The sequence below is a fragment of the Vibrio navarrensis genome (assembly GCF_015767675.1).
Classification (GTDB): Bacteria; Pseudomonadota; Gammaproteobacteria; order Enterobacterales; family Vibrionaceae; genus Vibrio.
On record NZ_CP065217.1, the window covers coordinates 839,312 to 856,078 of the forward strand.

Here is a 16,767-nt window from a genome sequence, read left to right on the forward strand (position 1 = left end):
GTAAGATGTTGAAACAAACTTTTATTGCTGCGTCGGTTATCGCTTCTTTAGCGGGCTGCTCTACATTACAAAGTGATGAGCAACGTGTTGTCAATTCATTAGCGGATAATTTGGATATTCAATACCAAGTTATGACAAATCATGGTGCGAACGAGGGGCTGGCCTGTGGTGATATGGAGGCCGAATGGGCTTCTTGTAACCGAGTGAATATGACGCTAGTGAATCAAGGCAAAGCGGTCAACTCGAAAGATTGGGCGATTTACTTCCATAGCATTCGTTTGATTCTGGATGTTGAGAATGACCAGTTTAAAATCTCTCGCGTCACGGGTGACCTACACAAATTAGAACCGACGGATAAATTTGATGGTTTTGCCGCGGGTGAAGAAGTGGTACTGCCTCTAATTGGCGAATACTGGACGTTGTTCGAAACCGACTTCATGCCAGGTGCGTTTGTCACTGCGCCAAACGCAGAGCCAAAGATGATTGCCTCTCTAAACACGGAAGATGTAGCGTCCTTCGTGGCCGGTCTTGAAGGTAACAACCTAAAACGTACGCCAGATGACAACAACGTATTCGCTAGTGCTGTGTCTCGCTTCGAGAAGAACCAAGACCTAGCAAAACAAGACGTATCCACTACCTTGCTACCAACGCCACTGTTTGTGGAAGCAGGCAAGAGCACCGTTGATATCGTGTCGGGTATTGCGCTGCCTAAAGACGTATTCGATGCGGCGCAATTTGCAGCAATTCAAGATCGCGCAGAAGTGGTTGGTGTGAATGTTCGCGGTGATGTTCCGGTTAGCATCACGCTTGTTCCAGCGGACTTCACAGGTGAATTAGCAAAATCGGGTGCTTACGAGATGAGCATCAAAGGCGACGGTATTGTGATTAAAGCGTTTGACCAAGCAGGTGCTTTCTACGCAGTGCAATCTATCTTTGGCCTGATAGATAGCCAGAGTGCTCATTCTCTACCTCAACTGACCATCAAAGATGCGCCTCGTTTTGATTACCGCGGTGTGATGGTGGATGTGGCTCGTAACTTCCACTCTAAAGACGCAATCCTTGCAACGCTTGATCAAATGGCAGCGTACAAGATGAACAAACTACACCTTCACCTAACCGATGATGAAGGCTGGCGTTTAGAAATCCCAGGTTTGCCTGAGCTGACAGAAGTGGGTGCTAACCGTTGTTTCGACGTTGAAGAGAAAAGCTGTCTACTGCCTCAGCTTGGCTCGGGTTCAACCTCAGACAACTTTGGCTCGGGTTATTTCAGCAAAGCGGACTACGTGGAAATCCTTAAGTATGCGAAAGCACGTAACATCGAAGTGATTCCAGAAATCGACATGCCAGCACACGCACGTGCTGCCGTGGTGTCGATGGAAGCGCGTTACGACCGTCTCATGGCAGAAGGGAAAGAAGCACAAGCGAACGAATACCGTCTGATGGATCCTCAAGATACATCGAACGTGACGACCGTTCAGTTCTACGATAAGCAAAGCTTTATCAACCCATGTATGGAATCGTCAACGCGATTTGTTGACAAGGTGATTTCAGAAGTGGCAGCCATGCATGCTGAGGCAGGCGCACCGCTAACGACATGGCACTTTGGTGGTGACGAAGCGAAGAACATCAAGCTAGGTGCTGGTTTCCAAGACGTAAACGCGCAAGACAAAGTAAGCTGGAAAGGCACGATTGACCTCTCTAAGCAAGACAAGCCATTCGCACAGTCTCCACAATGTCAGACGCTCATTACCGATGGTACAGTCAGTGACTTCGGTCACCTGCCAAGCCATTTTGCTGAACAAGTGTCGAAGATTGTGGCCGAGAAGGGCATTGCTAACTTCCAAGCTTGGCAAGATGGCTTGAAATACAGTGAAGGGCCAGCGGCGTTCGCCACCGAGACGACCCGCGTTAACTTCTGGGATGTCTTGTACTGGGGCGGTACCTCATCCGTGTATGAGTGGGCGAATAAAGGTTACGACGTGATTGTCTCTAACCCAGATTACGTTTACATGGATATGCCATACGAAGTGGACCCGAAAGAGCGCGGCTACTACTGGGCCACCCGAGCTACCGATACGCGTAAGATGTTTGGCTTTGCACCAGAAAACATGCCGCAAAATGCGGAAACGTCACTCGATCGTGATGGCAACGGCTTCTCTGGTAAAGGCGATGTCCAAGGTAAGCCGTTCTATGGGTTGTCTGCACAGCTTTGGTCTGAGACCGTGCGTAACGATGAGCAATATGAGTACATGGTATTCCCTCGCGTACTGGCCGCTGCTGAGCGTGCATGGCACCGTGCAGAGTGGGAAAACGACTATAAAGTCGGAGTGGAATACTCGCAAAATACCAACCTAGTGAACAAATCGGCGCTGAATCAAGATTACAACCGCTTTGCTAACCTGCTTGGCCAGCGAGAATTGGCAAAACTGGAAAAAGCAGGCATTGATTACCGCCTACCTGTACCGGGTGCGAAAGTCGAACAGGGAACGCTTACAATGAACGTTCAGTTCCCTGGCGTCACGCTTCAATACTCGCTAGATGGTAAAAACTGGCTGACCTACGCGGATGATGTTCGTCCTGCGGTCACTGGCGAAGTGTTCATCCGTTCGGTATCGGCCACCGGAAAGAAAAGCAGCCGCGTAACTAGCGTAAAATAACTCGCAAATGTCTCGTGAGTACAAAACCCAGCCGTCGCTGGGTTTTGTTTTTGCCTTTTTCTGCCCAATGTTTGCGATTAGTTTCCCTTGTAGTGGCTGTACTCAAACACTTGTCCGTCCTCATTAAAGGCATAAACCGAGTAACTCTCTTGCTTCTCGCCATATTCCATACCGGGCGATCCCATCGGCATTCCGGGTACCGTCAAGCCTTTTGCATTGCGCGGCGGGTTGGCTAAGAATGCCTTGACATCCTTGGCCGGCACATGGCCTTCGAAAACGTAGCCGTTAATTTCTGCCGTATGGCAGGAGTAAAGTTTGCTGTCTTTGAGACCCAGTTGTTTTTTCACCCTGTTCATGTCGTCATGCAGCATGTCTTTCACCTCAAAGCCGTTATCTTGCATGTGTTTGCTCCAATCACTACAGCAGCCGCAATAGGGCGATTTATGGTTGATGACCTCCGTTGCCAGCACATTGGCAGAGAGCGCAGTCAGCATCAGCAGGGTTAGGGATTTGAGTTTCATCATGACCTCTCAGTGTTGGTTGTGGGTTTAAAAAGACGTAATCGATTGGCGTTGCTCACCACGGTGATGGAAGAAAGAGCCATCGCAGCGCCCGCAATCACTGGGCTGAGCAAAAAGCCCGACACAGGGTAAAGTACGCCTGCGGCAATAGGAATGCCCAATGAGTTGTAGACAAATGCGCCAAATAGATTTTGTTTCATGTTGCGCACCGTTGCTTTGGACAGCTCAATGGCGTTGATGACGGCGATTGGCGATGGGTTGAGCAGCGTCATTTGTGCACTCTCAATCGCTACATCACTGCCGCTGCCCATGGCAATCCCGATGTCGGCTTGTGCTAGGGCGGGGGCATCGTTAATGCCATCGCCCACCATAGCGACGTGGCGTCCTTGCTGTTGCAAGCGTGCGACATGGTCTGCTTTCTCATCGGGCAGCACCCCAGCGATCACTTCATCAATGCCGAGCTCCTTCGCGAGTGCGCTGGCAACATGCAAGTTATCTCCGGTCAGCATCACGGTATGAATGCGCTGCGATTTTAGCGCGGCAATCGCGTTGGCGGCATCGGATTTGACCGGATCAGAGATGGCGACTAAGCCTATCAACTGGCAGTCCAGCGCCACGGCGACGGTGGTCCAAGCCTTGTACTGGCAAGTATTCAGAGCCTCTTGCGCTTGGCTAAAATCGACTTCAAGCGATTGCAAATGCGTCACAGAGGCAATGTGTAGAGTCTGCCCTGCTACCACGGCGCGTACCCCTTTGCCTCGCAAGTTTTCAAATTGTTCTAGCGTTTGCGCCGTGGCTTGTTGTGTTTTGGCGTAGTTGACGATCGCTTTGGCCAGCGGATGTTCTGACTGCTGCTCTGCACTGAGTAGCAGCGAAAGCAAAGAGGATGAGTTGTGATTGAAGGCAAACAGTTGTTGTACGCTCGGCGCGCCTTGGGTCAGGGTGCCTGTTTTATCAAACACCACAGTATTGATGCGACTGGCCGATTGCAGTACGTCGGCATCGCGGATCAAAATGCCCATCTCGGCGGCTTTACCAACGCCGACAGTGACAGAGAGCGGCGTGGCTAAACCAAGGGCACACGGGCAAGCGATTATCAGCACCGTCGTCGTGACCACTAACATGTAACTCGCTTTCGGAACTGGGCCAAACACAAACCAGATCGCGGCGGCAAAAAGTGCGATGGCAACCACCACGGGAACAAAAACCGCCGAAATCTCGTCGGCCAATTTGGCCATCGCTGGTTTGCTGCTTTGTGCTTGGCGAACCAGACGAATGATGCGCGCCAGCATGGTGTCGGCACCAATGCCTGTGGCTTGAATAATAAGGCTACCATCGTTATTGATGGTACCCGCGGAGACCTTGTCCTGCGCTTTTTTCAGCACCGGTACGGGCTCGCCGGTCAGCATCGATTCATCAAGGAAAGACTCACCAGAGAGCACCACACCATCAACGGGAATCTTTTCCCCCGGTTTGATTCGCAGATGCATACCCAATTGAATCGCTTTGGCTTCAATACTTTGATCGCCTTGCTCGGTGACTAAGGTCGCCACCTGCGGCTGCAGATTGACCAAGGCTTGCAGCGACTGTGTGGTTCTGGCCTTCGCTTTGGCTTCAATATAGTGCCCCAAAGAGATAAGACCAACAATCATGGCACTGGCTTCAAAGTAAACATGACGTGACGCGAGCGGAAACCAATCGGGCACCATAACGACCAGCATCGAGTAGAGCCAAGCGGTGCCTGTGCCAAGCGCCACTAGAGTATCCATGGTCGCGCGTTTGTGCATCAGTGCTTGCCACGCATTGATGAAAAAACTTTTGCCCGCGGTGGCAAGCAAGAGCAAACAGGCGAGACCGACCGCTCCCCAAGCCACTTGGTCTTGTGTGCTGGTAATGGTCATGCTGCCACCCAGCACGCCCCACAGCATTAAAGGTGCACCCAACACAATGCCTGCCAATGCGCTGTTTTGGTGTTTGCGCTGAGTTTGTTGCATTTGCTCGTTCTGTTTTTGCTGAGTGAGTTCGGCGTCCAGCACCACTTCGGCTTGATAACCGGCTTGCTTGACGGCGGCGACCAAGGCGTTGTGCAATGCGTCAGTATCTGACTGGGTAAAAACCAGCGCGCTTTGTTCGGCAAGGTTGACCTGAGCCTTGTCGACCTCAGCCACCGAGCTTAAGGCTTTTTCCACAGAAGAGACGCAGCTTGCGCAGGTCATACCTTGGATCAGTAAATGTAGGGTATGAGCGGAGGACGTGATCTTTACTTCAGTCTGATGGTCTGGCGCAGAAGAGGGTTGTGTGGGCTCGGTGATCTCCAACCCCCGGTTTGCAAACGGCTGCGCCTGATAGCCCAGCGTGGCAATCAAACTCACCACCTCGGCTTCACTTAAGCTGGTGGTGAGAGTGAGCTCGTTTTTGCTCGCATCAAAACGCACTACGTTAGGTTGCGCATTTAATAGCGTGGTGAGTTTTTTCACGCAGCCGCCACAGCTTAGTCCTTGCAGAGCAAAGTGATACTGATGTCCGGCTTGGTAACCCAAAGTTTCAATGGTGGCCACGAGGTCTCGCAGTGGCGTCTCGCTTTCTAAAGTCATTTCAGTAGGAGAAAGGACAGTAATGTTCACGGAGTGCGCCTGCTGCAGCGCCTTCTCCACTTTACGCGCACAGCCCATGCAGTTGAGCCCAGATAAAGGCAGGGTGTAATAGGTCATCTTTTGGTTCCCAACGAAAGAGTGTGTTGAACACGATAAACCTTTCCTTCGGGTGAAGGTCAAGCATTCTTTTGGTGAGAAATTAACGCTTGATTTGCCGCGCGAGAAGTACGGATTAGGCGGGTGCAGAATGCGATATCCATGTTGTAGATTCGCTCTGCGGTGGTAAAATGTCGCCACTTTTTATCCTTGAACGCGCAGCAATCACCTTGAATGCTGCCTTTTATCCCTAAGGAATTCTGATGACGGTTAAAACTCGTTTTGCTCCTAGCCCAACAGGCTACCTTCACGTTGGTGGTGCGCGCACCGCACTTTACTCTTGGTTGTTCGCAAAAAGCCAAGGTGGTGAATTCGTTCTGCGTATTGAAGATACTGACCTAGAACGTAACTCTCAGGAGGCGGTAGACGCCATCCTTGAAGGTATGCAATGGCTTGGACTGGAATGGAACGAAGGTCCTTACTTCCAGACACAACGTTTTGACCGTTACAACGAAATGGTTGATAAGCTGCTGGCGGAAGATAAAGCCTACAAATGTTACGCTTCTAAAGAGCTGCTGGACGAAGTGCGTGCAGAGCAAGAAGCAAACAAAGAGATGCCTCGTTACGATGCGGATCACCCGAAAATCAAAGCGGTTAACGACGCGGCAAAAGAGGGCGACCCTTGTGTGATTCGTTTCCGCAACCCGAAATCAGGCAGCGTGGTGTTCGACGATCAAATTCGTGGTCGTATTGAGATCAGCAACAGTCAAATGGATGACCTGATCATCCGTCGTACCGATGGCTCACCAACCTACAACTTCTGTGTGGTCGTTGACGACTGGGATATGGGCATTACGCACGTAATTCGTGGCGAAGACCACATCAACAACACGCCGCGTCAAATTAACATCTATGAAGCTTTGGGCGCGCCAGTACCGACTTTCGCTCACTGTGCCATGATTCTCGGCGACGATGGTGCCAAGCTGTCAAAACGCCACGGTGCGGTCTCGGTTATGCAGTACCGCGACATGGGTTACTTGCCAGTTGCGCTGAATAACTACTTAGTGCGTTTAGGGTGGTCTCACGGTGACCAAGAGATTTTCTCGCAAGAAGAGATGATCAATCTGTTTAGCCTGAATGCGATTTCAAAATCGGCTTCCGCGTTTAACACCGACAAACTGCTTTGGTTGAACAACCACTACATCAAAACCTCTGAGCCCGAGTACGTCGCTGAGCACCTTCAATGGCACTTAGATCAAAAAGGCATCAACAAAGACAACGGCCCTGCGATTACCGAGGTAATTAAACTGGTCGGTGAGCGTTGTAATACACTGGTTGAACTGGCCGAGCAAATCGCTTACTTCTACCAAGATTTCGATGCGTTTGATGCAGATGCCGCGAAGAAGCACCTACGCGGTGTGGCAAAAGAGCCGCTGGAGCTTGCCTTGGCGAAAGTGAAAGCACTGACAGAGTGGACCACTGAAAACCTGCATCGAGTGATTGCGGATGTATGTGCAGAGCTTGAGATCGGTATGGGTAAAATTGGTATGCCGCTGCGCGTTGCAGTGACTGGCGGTGGTCAGTCGCCATCGGTGGATGCGGTAATGCAACTGATTGGTAAAGAGCGCGTGGTTGCGCGTATTAAGATGGCGCTGGCGTTTATCGCTGAGCGCGAAGCCAACGCTCAATAAGAACAGCGCTCCCAAAGCAAACCGCAGCCCAGTTGCTGCGGTTTTTTATTGTGCGGAATTTGGCGACTTTTAAAAGCACAGAATCAGCCACTGCGCACTGACGAACGAGCAATCTTAAGGTAGGTTATTTCAAATCAATACTGCTCAGCCGGCCCATAAACGTCAGGATCTCAAGATTCTCTTTATGAGCATCAAGCAGCGCTTTTTTGGTTTGCGAGTAAGCGGCGAGTTTGCCGTACTTATTGATAGAGCGAACAACAGTTTTGTAGCGATACTCACCTTGGTCGTTCAGCTCTCGCCACTTAGCGATGTAACACGTGTCTCGGTTGTTTGGATCGTTTTGTGTAGGGCTTGGCTTATGAACAATCTTGGGCTCTAAACTGTGAGGCAGGCGCGTCATCAGATAGGGGTCTTTAAGGAGACGGCGCCAAAATTTACCCCACATCTCTTTGCCAAGTTCATTGCGCATTTTGATCGCTTTTTGCAGCGCTTTCTTTTCACCCATTTTAATAAAGCCGATCGAGCGATGCAGCACGCTATCGTCCGGAGTATGGATATGGATCTTAAACGCGGTTCTACCTTTGGAGATAAAACGGTGACCAGTGTTCGTTATCAGATTGCTCTTAGTCATAACTCTAACTAATACTTTTATTAATATATGTTTAGAGTAAGGAAATATTAGAAATAATTAAAGTAGTAAAAGCCTAACTAACGCAAAATTTTGTATGGGCATCAGAAAATTGAGGTGGGATATTTTCAAACCGCAAAATAAAAGACAGGTAGCTAGGGTCTGTTGACCTTTTGCGGTTAAATTTTGTTCGAGATAAAAGCGTTTTAATCGCGACGAGAGGTTTGTAGCCTAGTCATTCTAAGCAAAACACCTCTCAACAAAGAGTAAAACGCTTTTAGCCGAACCCTTCGGGCAGCGTTTGTAGCTCCTTTTTGCTGCGTTATCGGCTTATCATGTAGGCCACTACAATTCAAAGCCTCTGCCTTGCACAAAGAACCCACAAACTGCTGCAAAAATCATCTCAAAAGGTCAACAGACCCTAGGCTAACCAGTCTTCATTCAATATGGCGCTCCCAACAGGATTTGAACCTGTGACCTGCCCCTTAGGAGCGGGCGCAGTAGATGATTTCACAGAGTTCCACTTGATATCATTTCTATCTTAACTGTCTGTATTTTAGTGACTTTATCAAATTATCACCAAAATTATAGTTACGTTAGGTTTCGCTAAATTAACTTGTAACATGACCTGTTACGTGACCGCGATTGTCAACCCTTTTATGGGTTTTGTTCACTCTACAAGCTTCGGTGTTGCAAAAGCAGAATACATAATCATAAACAGAATTAGGAATAATGATTATGTCTACACTACTAACAGTACAAGAGATACAGAAACAAAAAACACGCGATTATGACTACTACATCTGGGACTCTACCCGAACAAGGGGAACAGGGCGGCTTGGCTGCAAAATCTTAAGGTCAGGTTCGAAGATCTTCTACTTCAAATATTTCTTCAATGGAAAAGTTCGTTTCTTAAAAGTAGGGTGCTTTGAGTCGATGACTCTGGCAGAAGCACGAGATGTTCGAGATAAATACAAGGCGCTATTAGATAAGGGCATTTGTCCGAAAGCGCACCTAGAAGAGCAGGAGCGTCAAAAGCGAGAGCAAGCTCAGATTGAAGAAGAGACAGGCACCTTCGGCCAACTGATCGACGAGTTTTACGCATATTTAAAACGTACTCGAAGCGGTGCTCGTCTAGAACGCAGTTTACAAGCTCATCAAAAACACATTGAAGCTTACATTCGAGGGAAAATTCCAGACGACAAGAAAGTCAACGAGATCACTAAGCCCGAACTGATCAAGCTCATTGGTCAAATCGTCAAAACAGCTCCTGTTCAAGGGGATAAAGTTCTATCTATCATCAGACGTATGTTTGAAATTGCGCTGGATTATGATGATGACCCGATGACGAGTGATAACCCGATAAAGTTTAGGTTAGATAAAAACCCAGCAGCACGGATAAAAAAGCAGAATCAAAGTAAACCTCGTAGAAGAAGCTTGACCCTTGAAGAGCTGGGCCTACTTTTTAGCGATGAGAGTGCTAAATACTTTGACCGCAGGATATTTTTACTGTTAAAGCTAGCTGTTTTCATGGGAGGACAGCGACCTTTGGAATTATTGCTATCAAAGCGAAGTACTTATTTGGCGCACAAGAAAAAGTTCTTCCTCGATGCTGAAGATGTAAAAACTGAGCGTCCAAACTTACTTGTTAAAGGTGGTACTGCTTTAGAAATAATTGAAGAAGTTGAAGAGTTGCGGTTTACCAGTACGATGGAGAGCGACAAGTTATTCTCTGCAAATAACAAGCTTGGGTATATTGATCCAAACGATGTTTCAAAACAGGTTCGCAAATTTTGTAATTTGACTGGTTTTCAGGCTTTTCAGCCGCGAGATCTCAGACGTTCGGTAAAAAACATCATGCTAGTGCGTATTTCGGTGATTGCGATCGCTCGTTTCCGCTGTTTTTCAAGCAAGTTGTCGTCTTTTTTACAATTTAGTAACGTGAATGATTACGCTGCACACTTTTCAGGGTTCAAGTACACCTCATCGATATAACTCCAGTCTCTCGTTTGCCGACTCCATCTGCCTGGATGAGTCAATTGAGCACGTCGGTAGACTTGCATACGCTGTCGGAGAATTTCATTATCCTCCCCGCAATGCCTCTGCTGAGGTGTTACATACTTTATGCCACTGTGTTTATGCTCATTGTTATACCAATCAACAAAATTACCAACCCAACACCGAGCGTCTTCAATGGAAGAAAACCCATCCATTGGCCATGAAGGACAATACTTTATTGTTTTGAACAACGACTCAGAGTATGGGTTGTCATTGCTTACTCTTGGCCTAGAGTAAGAGCTTGCAATCCCAAGGTCATACATCTTTGCAAGCATGGTGTAACTTCTCATAGGAGCACCGTTGTCAGAGTGCAAAGTAATGTTGCCTTGCACACACTTTTCCCGCCATGTTGTTCTTTGGAGTAACTCCGCTGCATATTCGCCTAGCTCCTGATCATACACTTCTGCACCTACTACTTTTCTACTGAAGATATCCATTATCAAATAGAGGTAATAGTGCTTCCCTCGTATTTTCGATGGCAGATAACTGATATCCCAGCTCCATACCTGATTTGGTTTGCAGGCTTTTTGAACCTTTGGTCGAGAAGGACTTGTGCCAGCTTTGTTACGAGTTCGCTTACCTAGCTGGTTGTTTGCTTTTAATACACGATAAAATGTGGACTCTGAGGCAATGTAAATGCCTTCATCAGCCAACATTGGAACGATGATATTCGGAGGTAAATCGGCATACTCTGGTGTATTGCAGATATCTAATATCTGCTGCCTTTCGGCTTCTGATAGCTTATTATGAGGCTCGTGCTGCCGAGGATGCTGACGCATATCACTTGTGATTTCGGCAGAGTTCCGTGTCCAACGCTGGAACGTTCGTATTGATAACCCAACGGTGGAACAAGCCTTTGTCTTTGTTGCCCCTTTACGTACAGCTTCATCAACAAGTGTGACTATTTTAAGCCGCTCTGAGATAGGAATAAGTCTTCCTCGTTGATTTCCCAGAGGGCATTGAACTTTTCCCGCAAAACCAGTAGCGCAGCCGTTTCAGCAAGTGCTTTATCTTTACGTGCCAACTCCTTCTCCAACGCTTTTACCTTTCTGCGTTCATCACGTAGTAGCTTATTTTCTTTGTGTGACATTGAAGCCGATGTTGTACTCTGCGCCTTGATAGACAGTGCTCGCCAGGTTTTAACGTCATCGACAAATAACCCTTTAGACCTACAGTATTCAGCTAACTCGCGTTCAGACATTGTTGCAGTTTCAATCACTATGAAAAATCTCTGCTCCGCTGAATAATCAGTAGTAGCATTTTCTAAGGGCAGCTCTGTAGACAATAGGCCGCTTTCAACAAGTTCATTTCTCCACTTAGATACCACGGATGGACTCACATCTAATTCTTTAGCAATTCTTCGATGAGACCAATTATATGGTGGTAACAGCCAAGTTTGGCCTTTCGTTTTCACATCAATTGGAACTGGATTGGCTGGCATAGTTATCTCCTTAAAAATCTAGGCGACAACTATGCTGACACAGGGGGGAAATGACTGATCGGAATGCTCCGAAATACGCAGCTAGAGCACGGTGTAAGTCGAGACCATACGAATTACATTCAGAACCACTCTTACGGCGATGTTGCTGAAACTAACTACATCATATACGCCTTTTATAAAGAGAAAAAAGCCGCACTCAAGCTGCTTGAAAAACTGGTAAACAAAGCGATTGTTAAAGCAAATCAGTATCAAGCGAAACGCTGCCATCAAGAAAGTATTAGTGTTCAATCACAGCTGCAAGAAAAAGGCGAATCAGATAACTTGAGATTGTTCGGCTAAAAACAGCTTTTGATATGTTGGCTTCAGCCTTAGATAGGGGGCTTGCAGCCTATGGCTGCAAGGATTTTTGAGAATACTTTGAGGCGGTCGTGGTGGTTACCTTAATGATAAATGAGCTAAACCTCTTAATCCTAGCTATGACTGATTACCCCTGTACGCGGGTAAAGTTAATTTTAACCCCTTGAGGGGTTAAAAGTACTAGTATCCTCTACAGGGGATAATTTACATTAGAGGCAGATATGCTCATAACAAGTTCTAAGCAGCTAGGAATATACTTGCGTGATGTACGCAGGAATCAAAGGCGAAACCAAACCAAAGTCGGAGAGATTGTTGGTCTAAAGCAGACAACAGAAGTGGCCCCCGATTTTCGGACATGACTTTAAGTGGTCGATCTGTTTTGATAGTACCCAACAATACAGGGACAGATTATGACTAGAAAACGTAGAAACCACTCTCCTGAGTTTAAAGCTAAGGTGGCACTCGATGCCGCTAAAGGCGATAAAACCGTCGCTGAGTTAGCTCAGAAATACAACCTGCACGCTAACCAAATCTCGACATGGAAAAAGGAGCTGCTTGAAAACGCAGCCATGATTTTTGCCACCGAAAATCACACAGGAAAAGAGAATTCCGAAGAAGTGGACAAACTTCACGCCAAGATCGGTCAATTGACCATGGAAAATGATTTTTTGGCCAAAGTGCTCGGTCGTTAGACCGAGCCCAGCGAAAGAGTTCGCTGGTTAAATCCACCCCATTGCCGATAAAGCGCCAGTGTGAGCTGCTCAATATTGCTCGCTCTACCGCTTACTATCAACCCATAGGACTCTCTGCTGAGGAGATTGCGTTGCGCCGTATGATTGACGAAATTCATCTTCAGTATCCGTTTATGGGCAGTCGGCGCATTCGAACTGAGCTGGCTAAGAAGGGTCATAGCGTTAATCGTAAGCGTGTTGTTCGACTCATGCGCGATATGGGGATTGGGGCGATTTACCCCAAGCCCAAAACGACGCTGGCGAACAAAGCACACAAGGTGTATCCCTACCTGTTGCGTGATATCGAAGTCACTTACCCAAACCAAGCTTGGGCGATTGATATCACGTACATCCCAATGGCGAAGGGGTTCCTGTACCTCGTTGCTATTATCGACTGGTATAGCCGCAAAGTGCTGGCTTGGCGACTATCCAACACCATGGACACGAGTTTTTGTATCGAAGCGCTTGAGGAAGCGCTGAAGCATTATGGGCCACCTGATATCTTTAACTCAGATCAAGGCAGCCAGTTTACCAGCACAGAGTTCACACAGAAGTTAATTGAACATGACATACGTATAAGCATGGACGGGAAAGGCCGCTGGGTTGACAATGTTTTCATTGAGCGATTATGGCGAAGCCTGAAATATGAGGAGGTTTACTTAAAGGCTTATACCACGCCCCGTGAAGCCGAGCTTGAAATCGGCAACTACATGGTGTTTTATAATGAAGAGCGTAACCATCAAGGACTCAATAACCTCACTCCTGATGAGGCCTACTTCGGTAGGCAAAGATACGCAGCATGAGCTGGGTCAACCACTTAAGAAATGAGCTTATGTGTCCAACCATTGGGGTCCACTTCTGTCCTTATAATATTTTCAGAAAATACAGACGCCATAGCAGCAACATACGGTTCTATAGGTCTTATTCTTCCTTCTACTCATAAATTGCAGAACATGTCTGCATAATCATAAGTGCTCAACTAGGCTCATAATCTGCTATTAGGGAAAATAGGTCAATAACTGACTTAGGAAAGTGGTCAGGAACTTGATACCGAATGATTTTGGGGCAAAGGTGATTTAGCAATTGAGAAGGATTTCTTCCTAGTTGCCAGCATATACGTTATGGGACAAGGGCATGTTAGAACAACTCAACTACAGATTAATCATTGGTAGTTAACATTAATGATTAGCTTCTAGTTGAAGTAACAACTAAAAATATCTGTGTGGGTTCGAAATGTAGCGAGTGAGCAATCTTTACCTGTTGCTTTTACAGCGTATTAGCGCATAGAAATTAGAGGCTTAGATTAAGGATTGCTCATAGGAACATAAGAGGTCATACTTATAACGATGTTCGCTGATGTATTCTGTATTTTTATGATGTCGAAGGGCAAGCAAAGTATTACGTGACCTGTAACGTGACCGTTTTGAGTTGAGAAAAGAAAAGGCTAGTAGTTACTAACTTTCTAGCCTTTATACAATATGGCGCCCCCAGTAGGATTCGAACCTACGACCTGCCCCTTAGGAGGGGGCTGCGCTATCCAACTGTGCCATGGGAGCAACGTGTCGATATTCTACTAAATAAACATCGAGTTTTAAACTTATCCTTTGATTCTAAAGTGGTTTGTGCATCACATCGCCAATTTGAATGCTTGAGGCCAAATCGGGCTGATCCACAGTAAGCTCTGCTTCATTTTCGTAAACTCGCGAAACGGTTAGGGTAATGTCACTTTGCGATACCTTGTTACGCGGCAAACCATATTGGTCGATGAAGGCGGCAGTATGCCAAAGTTGCAACTTATCGCCTTGACGCACGCCGTGTATGCGGCCAAGATCCATCGTCACTGTGTTACCAAACACGGCAACCACTTCTGGCAGGGTAATTTTACACGATACTTCCGACTCCATGTCGAGCATGATGTTGCGACTTACGCGCAGCATCATTTCGCCAAAAGTGGAAGCCCAGAAGCGGGCGCTACGAGTGTCCACTTGGCTGGTTTTGGCAAATGGCCATTTGGCCACTTCACGGTAACTTTTCGCGTAAATCTCGTTGCCGGTTTTGCCGTCGTAGACTTTCATTTCCAGCGCAAACTGGCGGTTAATGATATCGTCCGCCAGCAACTTCGATTCTATGGTCGCCGTCAGGTCGGTAATTTCTCCCCCAATGATGTATTGAGCACCTGCATCTTGCGCAATCATTTTGATCCGCTCAGGATTGCGCTTGTCTATCGCATAATCGGTGGTGCCAACGGAAACGAAGCTTTTCGATTGTTGGTCAAATTGCTTGTTGAGCACTTGGCTGAAATCATCACCCACCTTATAAATTTGCCCCATCACCGCTTGCTGTGGGGAGAGCAGCTCGACGTTGCCGACGAGCAGCGTCTTTTTGTATTGGCTGACATGGCAACCATTTGCCGACGGATAGATGTCGACTCGGGCTTTAATCTCAACCTTGTTGCCACGTGTGCGCTGGGACTCGATTAAGATGTAGCGTACTTCATGGTTTGTAAACTGATATTCCGTGCGACCATCTTCTAAATAGGGACGTAAGTTGCTCAGGCTACCTATGTCCGCGCCGGAAAAAGTTACCGCTTTATACAAGGCATCTTCCAGAGCGTGTATCCGTGCTACTTCTTCGGAGGAAACAATGGTGGCAACCCCTGTCACCTCGTACCAAGACGCATGAGCTTTGATGGAGGAAAGCATCATCAAAGTTATTGAAATAAAACCAAGTATAAGTTTTTTCATTACAGTATTACCAAGTGGGTACAAATATTGCTTTACATTTTTCAGCTGTATTTGGATGTCGTTTTCGTCTTGTTGCAGAGATAGAAAAGCAAAGACTGTTCCAAGATTGTAAACCAGCAGGAATACAAAAGCAGTCTTATTGGACATCTGAGATTATCTGGAGACTAACCCATGAAAAAATGGCTTGTTGTCGCGTCTGTCATGGCCTTGAGCTCATGCGCGTACTCACCGATTTACAACGGTAAAGAACCTTACTCGGGTAGTCAGTTTATGCTGATGGAAAGCCCTCGTCATACCATGGATTTTTTCGTGGAAAGCTTGACGGAAGATTTGATCCTTTCAAATACCAGCGTTTCTGCGCGAACCCCAATTGCCGTTACCTCGTTTGTCGACCTGCAAAATATGGATGCCACCAACTGGCTGGGGAATTCGGTTTCCGAAGGATTTATTTATCAGTTGCAGCGTCGTGGTTTTAAAGTGGTAGATTTTAAAACCACAGGTTCAATTCAGGTTACCCAGCAGGGCGATTTTGCTCTGAGTCGTGATTGGAAAGATTTAGCGCAAGAGCAAGAGATTCAATACGTGTTGACAGGCACGATGCTGCGCCAAGAGGGCGGTGTGTTAGTCAATGCTCGCGTGGTTGGCATGCAAACACGAGTGGTGGTTGCTTCGGCACAAGGTTTCCTCCCGGCGGATCGAATTGGCCGCGACTTAGATACGCTCAACAGTATTCGTACTCAAGATGGTGTGATTATTCGCTCCGATCCAACGATCCGTCAGCCTTACACGGTTATCTTGCGTCCATAGGAGTTGGTAATGAAAAAGTTCTTATTTCTCTTGGCTGCTTTTTTGCTTAGTGCTTGTCAGCCATTGCAACAAATTCGTCAGGAAGAGATCTTGGTGGCCGTTGGTTACGCCAGCATCAGTGAACAAACCGGACGAAATGACGAAGAAAAGCGCGTGCGCGCGATGAGAGCTTCAAAAATTGATGCATACCGCGAGCTGGCTGAGCAAGTGTACGGCATGCGAGTCAGTGGCCGAGCGCAGTTAGAGGATCAACGACTTGGCGTCGAGAACACCTCCGGCGCGGTCGATGGGGTGATACGCGGTGCGGAGGTTGTGCGCAGTTACCCTGTCGGGGATAGTTATGTCACTGAACTGCGTTTAGACATTCGCAAAATGGACAAATTGCGTGACTACGGCGAAGTGCAACAAGTGCCGGAGAAACGTCAGCAAACACTTTTCTAGA

The 16,767-nt window shown here is 47.4% G+C and carries 12 protein-coding genes and 1 tRNA gene; 7 read left to right on the forward strand and 6 right to left on the reverse strand.

The window, feature by feature from the left end; all coding sequences use genetic code 11:
- The first annotated feature begins 5 nt into the window (after window positions 1–5).
- Entirely contained in the window at window positions 6–2,657 is a 2,652-nt protein-coding gene (locus I3X05_RS03830; protein ID WP_337970963.1) for a beta-N-acetylhexosaminidase, read from the forward strand.
- Between the two features lie 77 nt (window positions 2,658–2,734).
- Here the strand turns inward: I3X05_RS03830 and I3X05_RS03835 are convergent, their stop codons facing one another.
- Together I3X05_RS03835 and I3X05_RS03840 are read right to left on the reverse strand one after the other, a co-directional pair.
- Window positions 2,735–3,178: a DUF411 domain-containing protein gene (locus I3X05_RS03835; protein ID WP_045570709.1), complete on the reverse strand. Its 444-nt coding sequence runs from the start codon at window positions 3,176–3,178 to the stop codon at window positions 2,735–2,737.
- A complete protein-coding gene (locus I3X05_RS03840; RefSeq protein WP_337970964.1) occupies window positions 3,178–5,889 on the reverse strand; it encodes a cation transporter in 2,712 nt (903 codons plus the stop codon). Before I3X05_RS03840 ends, I3X05_RS03835 begins: the two co-directional genes overlap by 1 nt.
- A gap of 242 nt (window positions 5,890–6,131) precedes the next feature.
- Here I3X05_RS03840 and gltX point away from each other — a divergent pair, with 242 nt between their 5' ends.
- Window positions 6,132–7,559 carry a glutamate--tRNA ligase gene (gene gltX / locus I3X05_RS03845; RefSeq protein ID WP_045570620.1) on the forward strand — a complete coding sequence of 476 codons (1,428 nt, stop codon included), beginning with the start codon at window positions 6,132–6,134 and terminating at the stop codon, window positions 7,557–7,559.
- A gap of 124 nt (window positions 7,560–7,683) precedes the next feature.
- Here the strand turns inward: gltX and I3X05_RS03850 are convergent, their stop codons facing one another.
- On the reverse strand, window positions 7,684–8,190 hold the full coding sequence (locus I3X05_RS03850) for a hypothetical protein (RefSeq protein ID WP_045570619.1): 507 nt from the start codon (window positions 8,188–8,190) through the stop codon (window positions 7,684–7,686).
- 735 nt (window positions 8,191–8,925) lie between these two features.
- Here I3X05_RS03850 and I3X05_RS03855 point away from each other — a divergent pair.
- Window positions 8,926–10,182, forward strand: coding sequence for a tyrosine-type recombinase/integrase (locus tag I3X05_RS03855; RefSeq protein ID WP_045570618.1), 1,257 nt, complete (start codon window positions 8,926–8,928; stop codon window positions 10,180–10,182).
- Here the strand turns inward: I3X05_RS03855 and I3X05_RS03860 are convergent.
- A protein-coding gene (locus I3X05_RS03860) for an IS3 family transposase (RefSeq protein ID WP_413470581.1) occupies window positions 10,137–11,686 on the reverse strand; the annotation gives its coding sequence in 2 pieces (ribosomal slippage) (window positions 10,137–11,218 and window positions 11,218–11,686; 1,551 coding nt in all). The two genes, I3X05_RS03855 and I3X05_RS03860, sit on opposite strands and share 46 nt — an antisense overlap.
- Before the next feature lie 63 nt (window positions 11,687–11,749).
- On the opposite strand from I3X05_RS03860, the gene I3X05_RS03865 reads away from it, so the two are divergent.
- Together I3X05_RS03865 and I3X05_RS03870 are read left to right on the forward strand one after the other, a co-directional pair.
- Window positions 11,750–12,025, forward strand: coding sequence for a hypothetical protein (locus I3X05_RS03865; RefSeq protein ID WP_045571311.1), 276 nt, complete (start codon window positions 11,750–11,752; stop codon window positions 12,023–12,025).
- Window positions 12,026–12,453: 428 nt separating this feature from the next.
- A protein-coding gene (locus I3X05_RS03870; RefSeq protein WP_337970625.1) for an IS3-like element ISVpa4 family transposase occupies window positions 12,454–13,577 on the forward strand; the annotation gives its coding sequence in 2 pieces (ribosomal slippage) (window positions 12,454–12,706 and window positions 12,706–13,577; 1,125 coding nt in all).
- A gap of 676 nt (window positions 13,578–14,253) precedes the next feature.
- On the opposite strand, the gene I3X05_RS03875 is transcribed toward I3X05_RS03870, so the two are convergent.
- Window positions 14,254–14,330: transfer RNA gene (locus I3X05_RS03875), tRNA-Arg, on the reverse strand.
- 54 nt (window positions 14,331–14,384) lie between these two features.
- Window positions 14,385–15,518, reverse strand: coding sequence for a flagellar assembly protein FlgT (locus tag I3X05_RS03880; protein WP_045569800.1), 1,134 nt, complete (start codon window positions 15,516–15,518; stop codon window positions 14,385–14,387).
- Window positions 15,519–15,689: 171 nt separating this feature from the next.
- Here I3X05_RS03880 and I3X05_RS03885 point away from each other — a divergent pair, with 171 nt between their 5' ends.
- Both I3X05_RS03885 and flgP read left to right on the forward strand, forming a co-directional pair.
- Complete coding sequence (locus I3X05_RS03885) at window positions 15,690–16,325, forward strand: FlgO family outer membrane protein (RefSeq protein ID WP_039424598.1); 636 nt, start codon at window positions 15,690–15,692, stop codon at window positions 16,323–16,325.
- 9 nt (window positions 16,326–16,334) lie between these two features.
- Window positions 16,335–16,766, forward strand: coding sequence for a flagellar assembly lipoprotein FlgP (gene flgP / locus I3X05_RS03890; RefSeq protein WP_039424600.1), 432 nt, complete (start codon window positions 16,335–16,337; stop codon window positions 16,764–16,766).
- The last annotated feature ends 1 nt before the right edge of the window (window position 16,767 follow it).

What these genes read in the sequence shown, in the direction of transcription:
- I3X05_RS03840 (WP_337970964.1), bottom strand. Translation starts at nt 5,889, where the DNA reads ATGACCTATTACACCCTGCCTTTATCTGGGCTCAACTGCATGGGCTGT.
- flgP (WP_039424600.1), top strand. Translation starts at nt 16,335, where the DNA reads ATGAAAAAGTTCTTATTTCTCTTGGCTGCTTTTTTGCTTAGTGCTTGT.
- I3X05_RS03850 (WP_045570619.1), bottom strand. Translation starts at nt 8,190, where the DNA reads ATGACTAAGAGCAATCTGATAACGAACACTGGTCACCGTTTTATCTCC.
- I3X05_RS03865 (WP_045571311.1), top strand. Translation starts at nt 11,750, where the DNA reads ATGCTCCGAAATACGCAGCTAGAGCACGGTGTAAGTCGAGACCATACG.
- I3X05_RS03830 (WP_337970963.1), top strand. Translation starts at nt 6, where the DNA reads ATGTTGAAACAAACTTTTATTGCTGCGTCGGTTATCGCTTCTTTAGCG.
- I3X05_RS03835 (WP_045570709.1), bottom strand. Translation starts at nt 3,178, where the DNA reads ATGAAACTCAAATCCCTAACCCTGCTGATGCTGACTGCGCTCTCTGCC.
- I3X05_RS03855 (WP_045570618.1), top strand. Translation starts at nt 8,926, where the DNA reads ATGTCTACACTACTAACAGTACAAGAGATACAGAAACAAAAAACACGC.
- I3X05_RS03880 (WP_045569800.1), bottom strand. Translation starts at nt 15,518, where the DNA reads ATGAAAAAACTTATACTTGGTTTTATTTCAATAACTTTGATGATGCTT.
- gltX (WP_045570620.1), top strand. Translation starts at nt 6,132, where the DNA reads ATGACGGTTAAAACTCGTTTTGCTCCTAGCCCAACAGGCTACCTTCAC.
- I3X05_RS03885 (WP_039424598.1), top strand. Translation starts at nt 15,690, where the DNA reads ATGAAAAAATGGCTTGTTGTCGCGTCTGTCATGGCCTTGAGCTCATGC.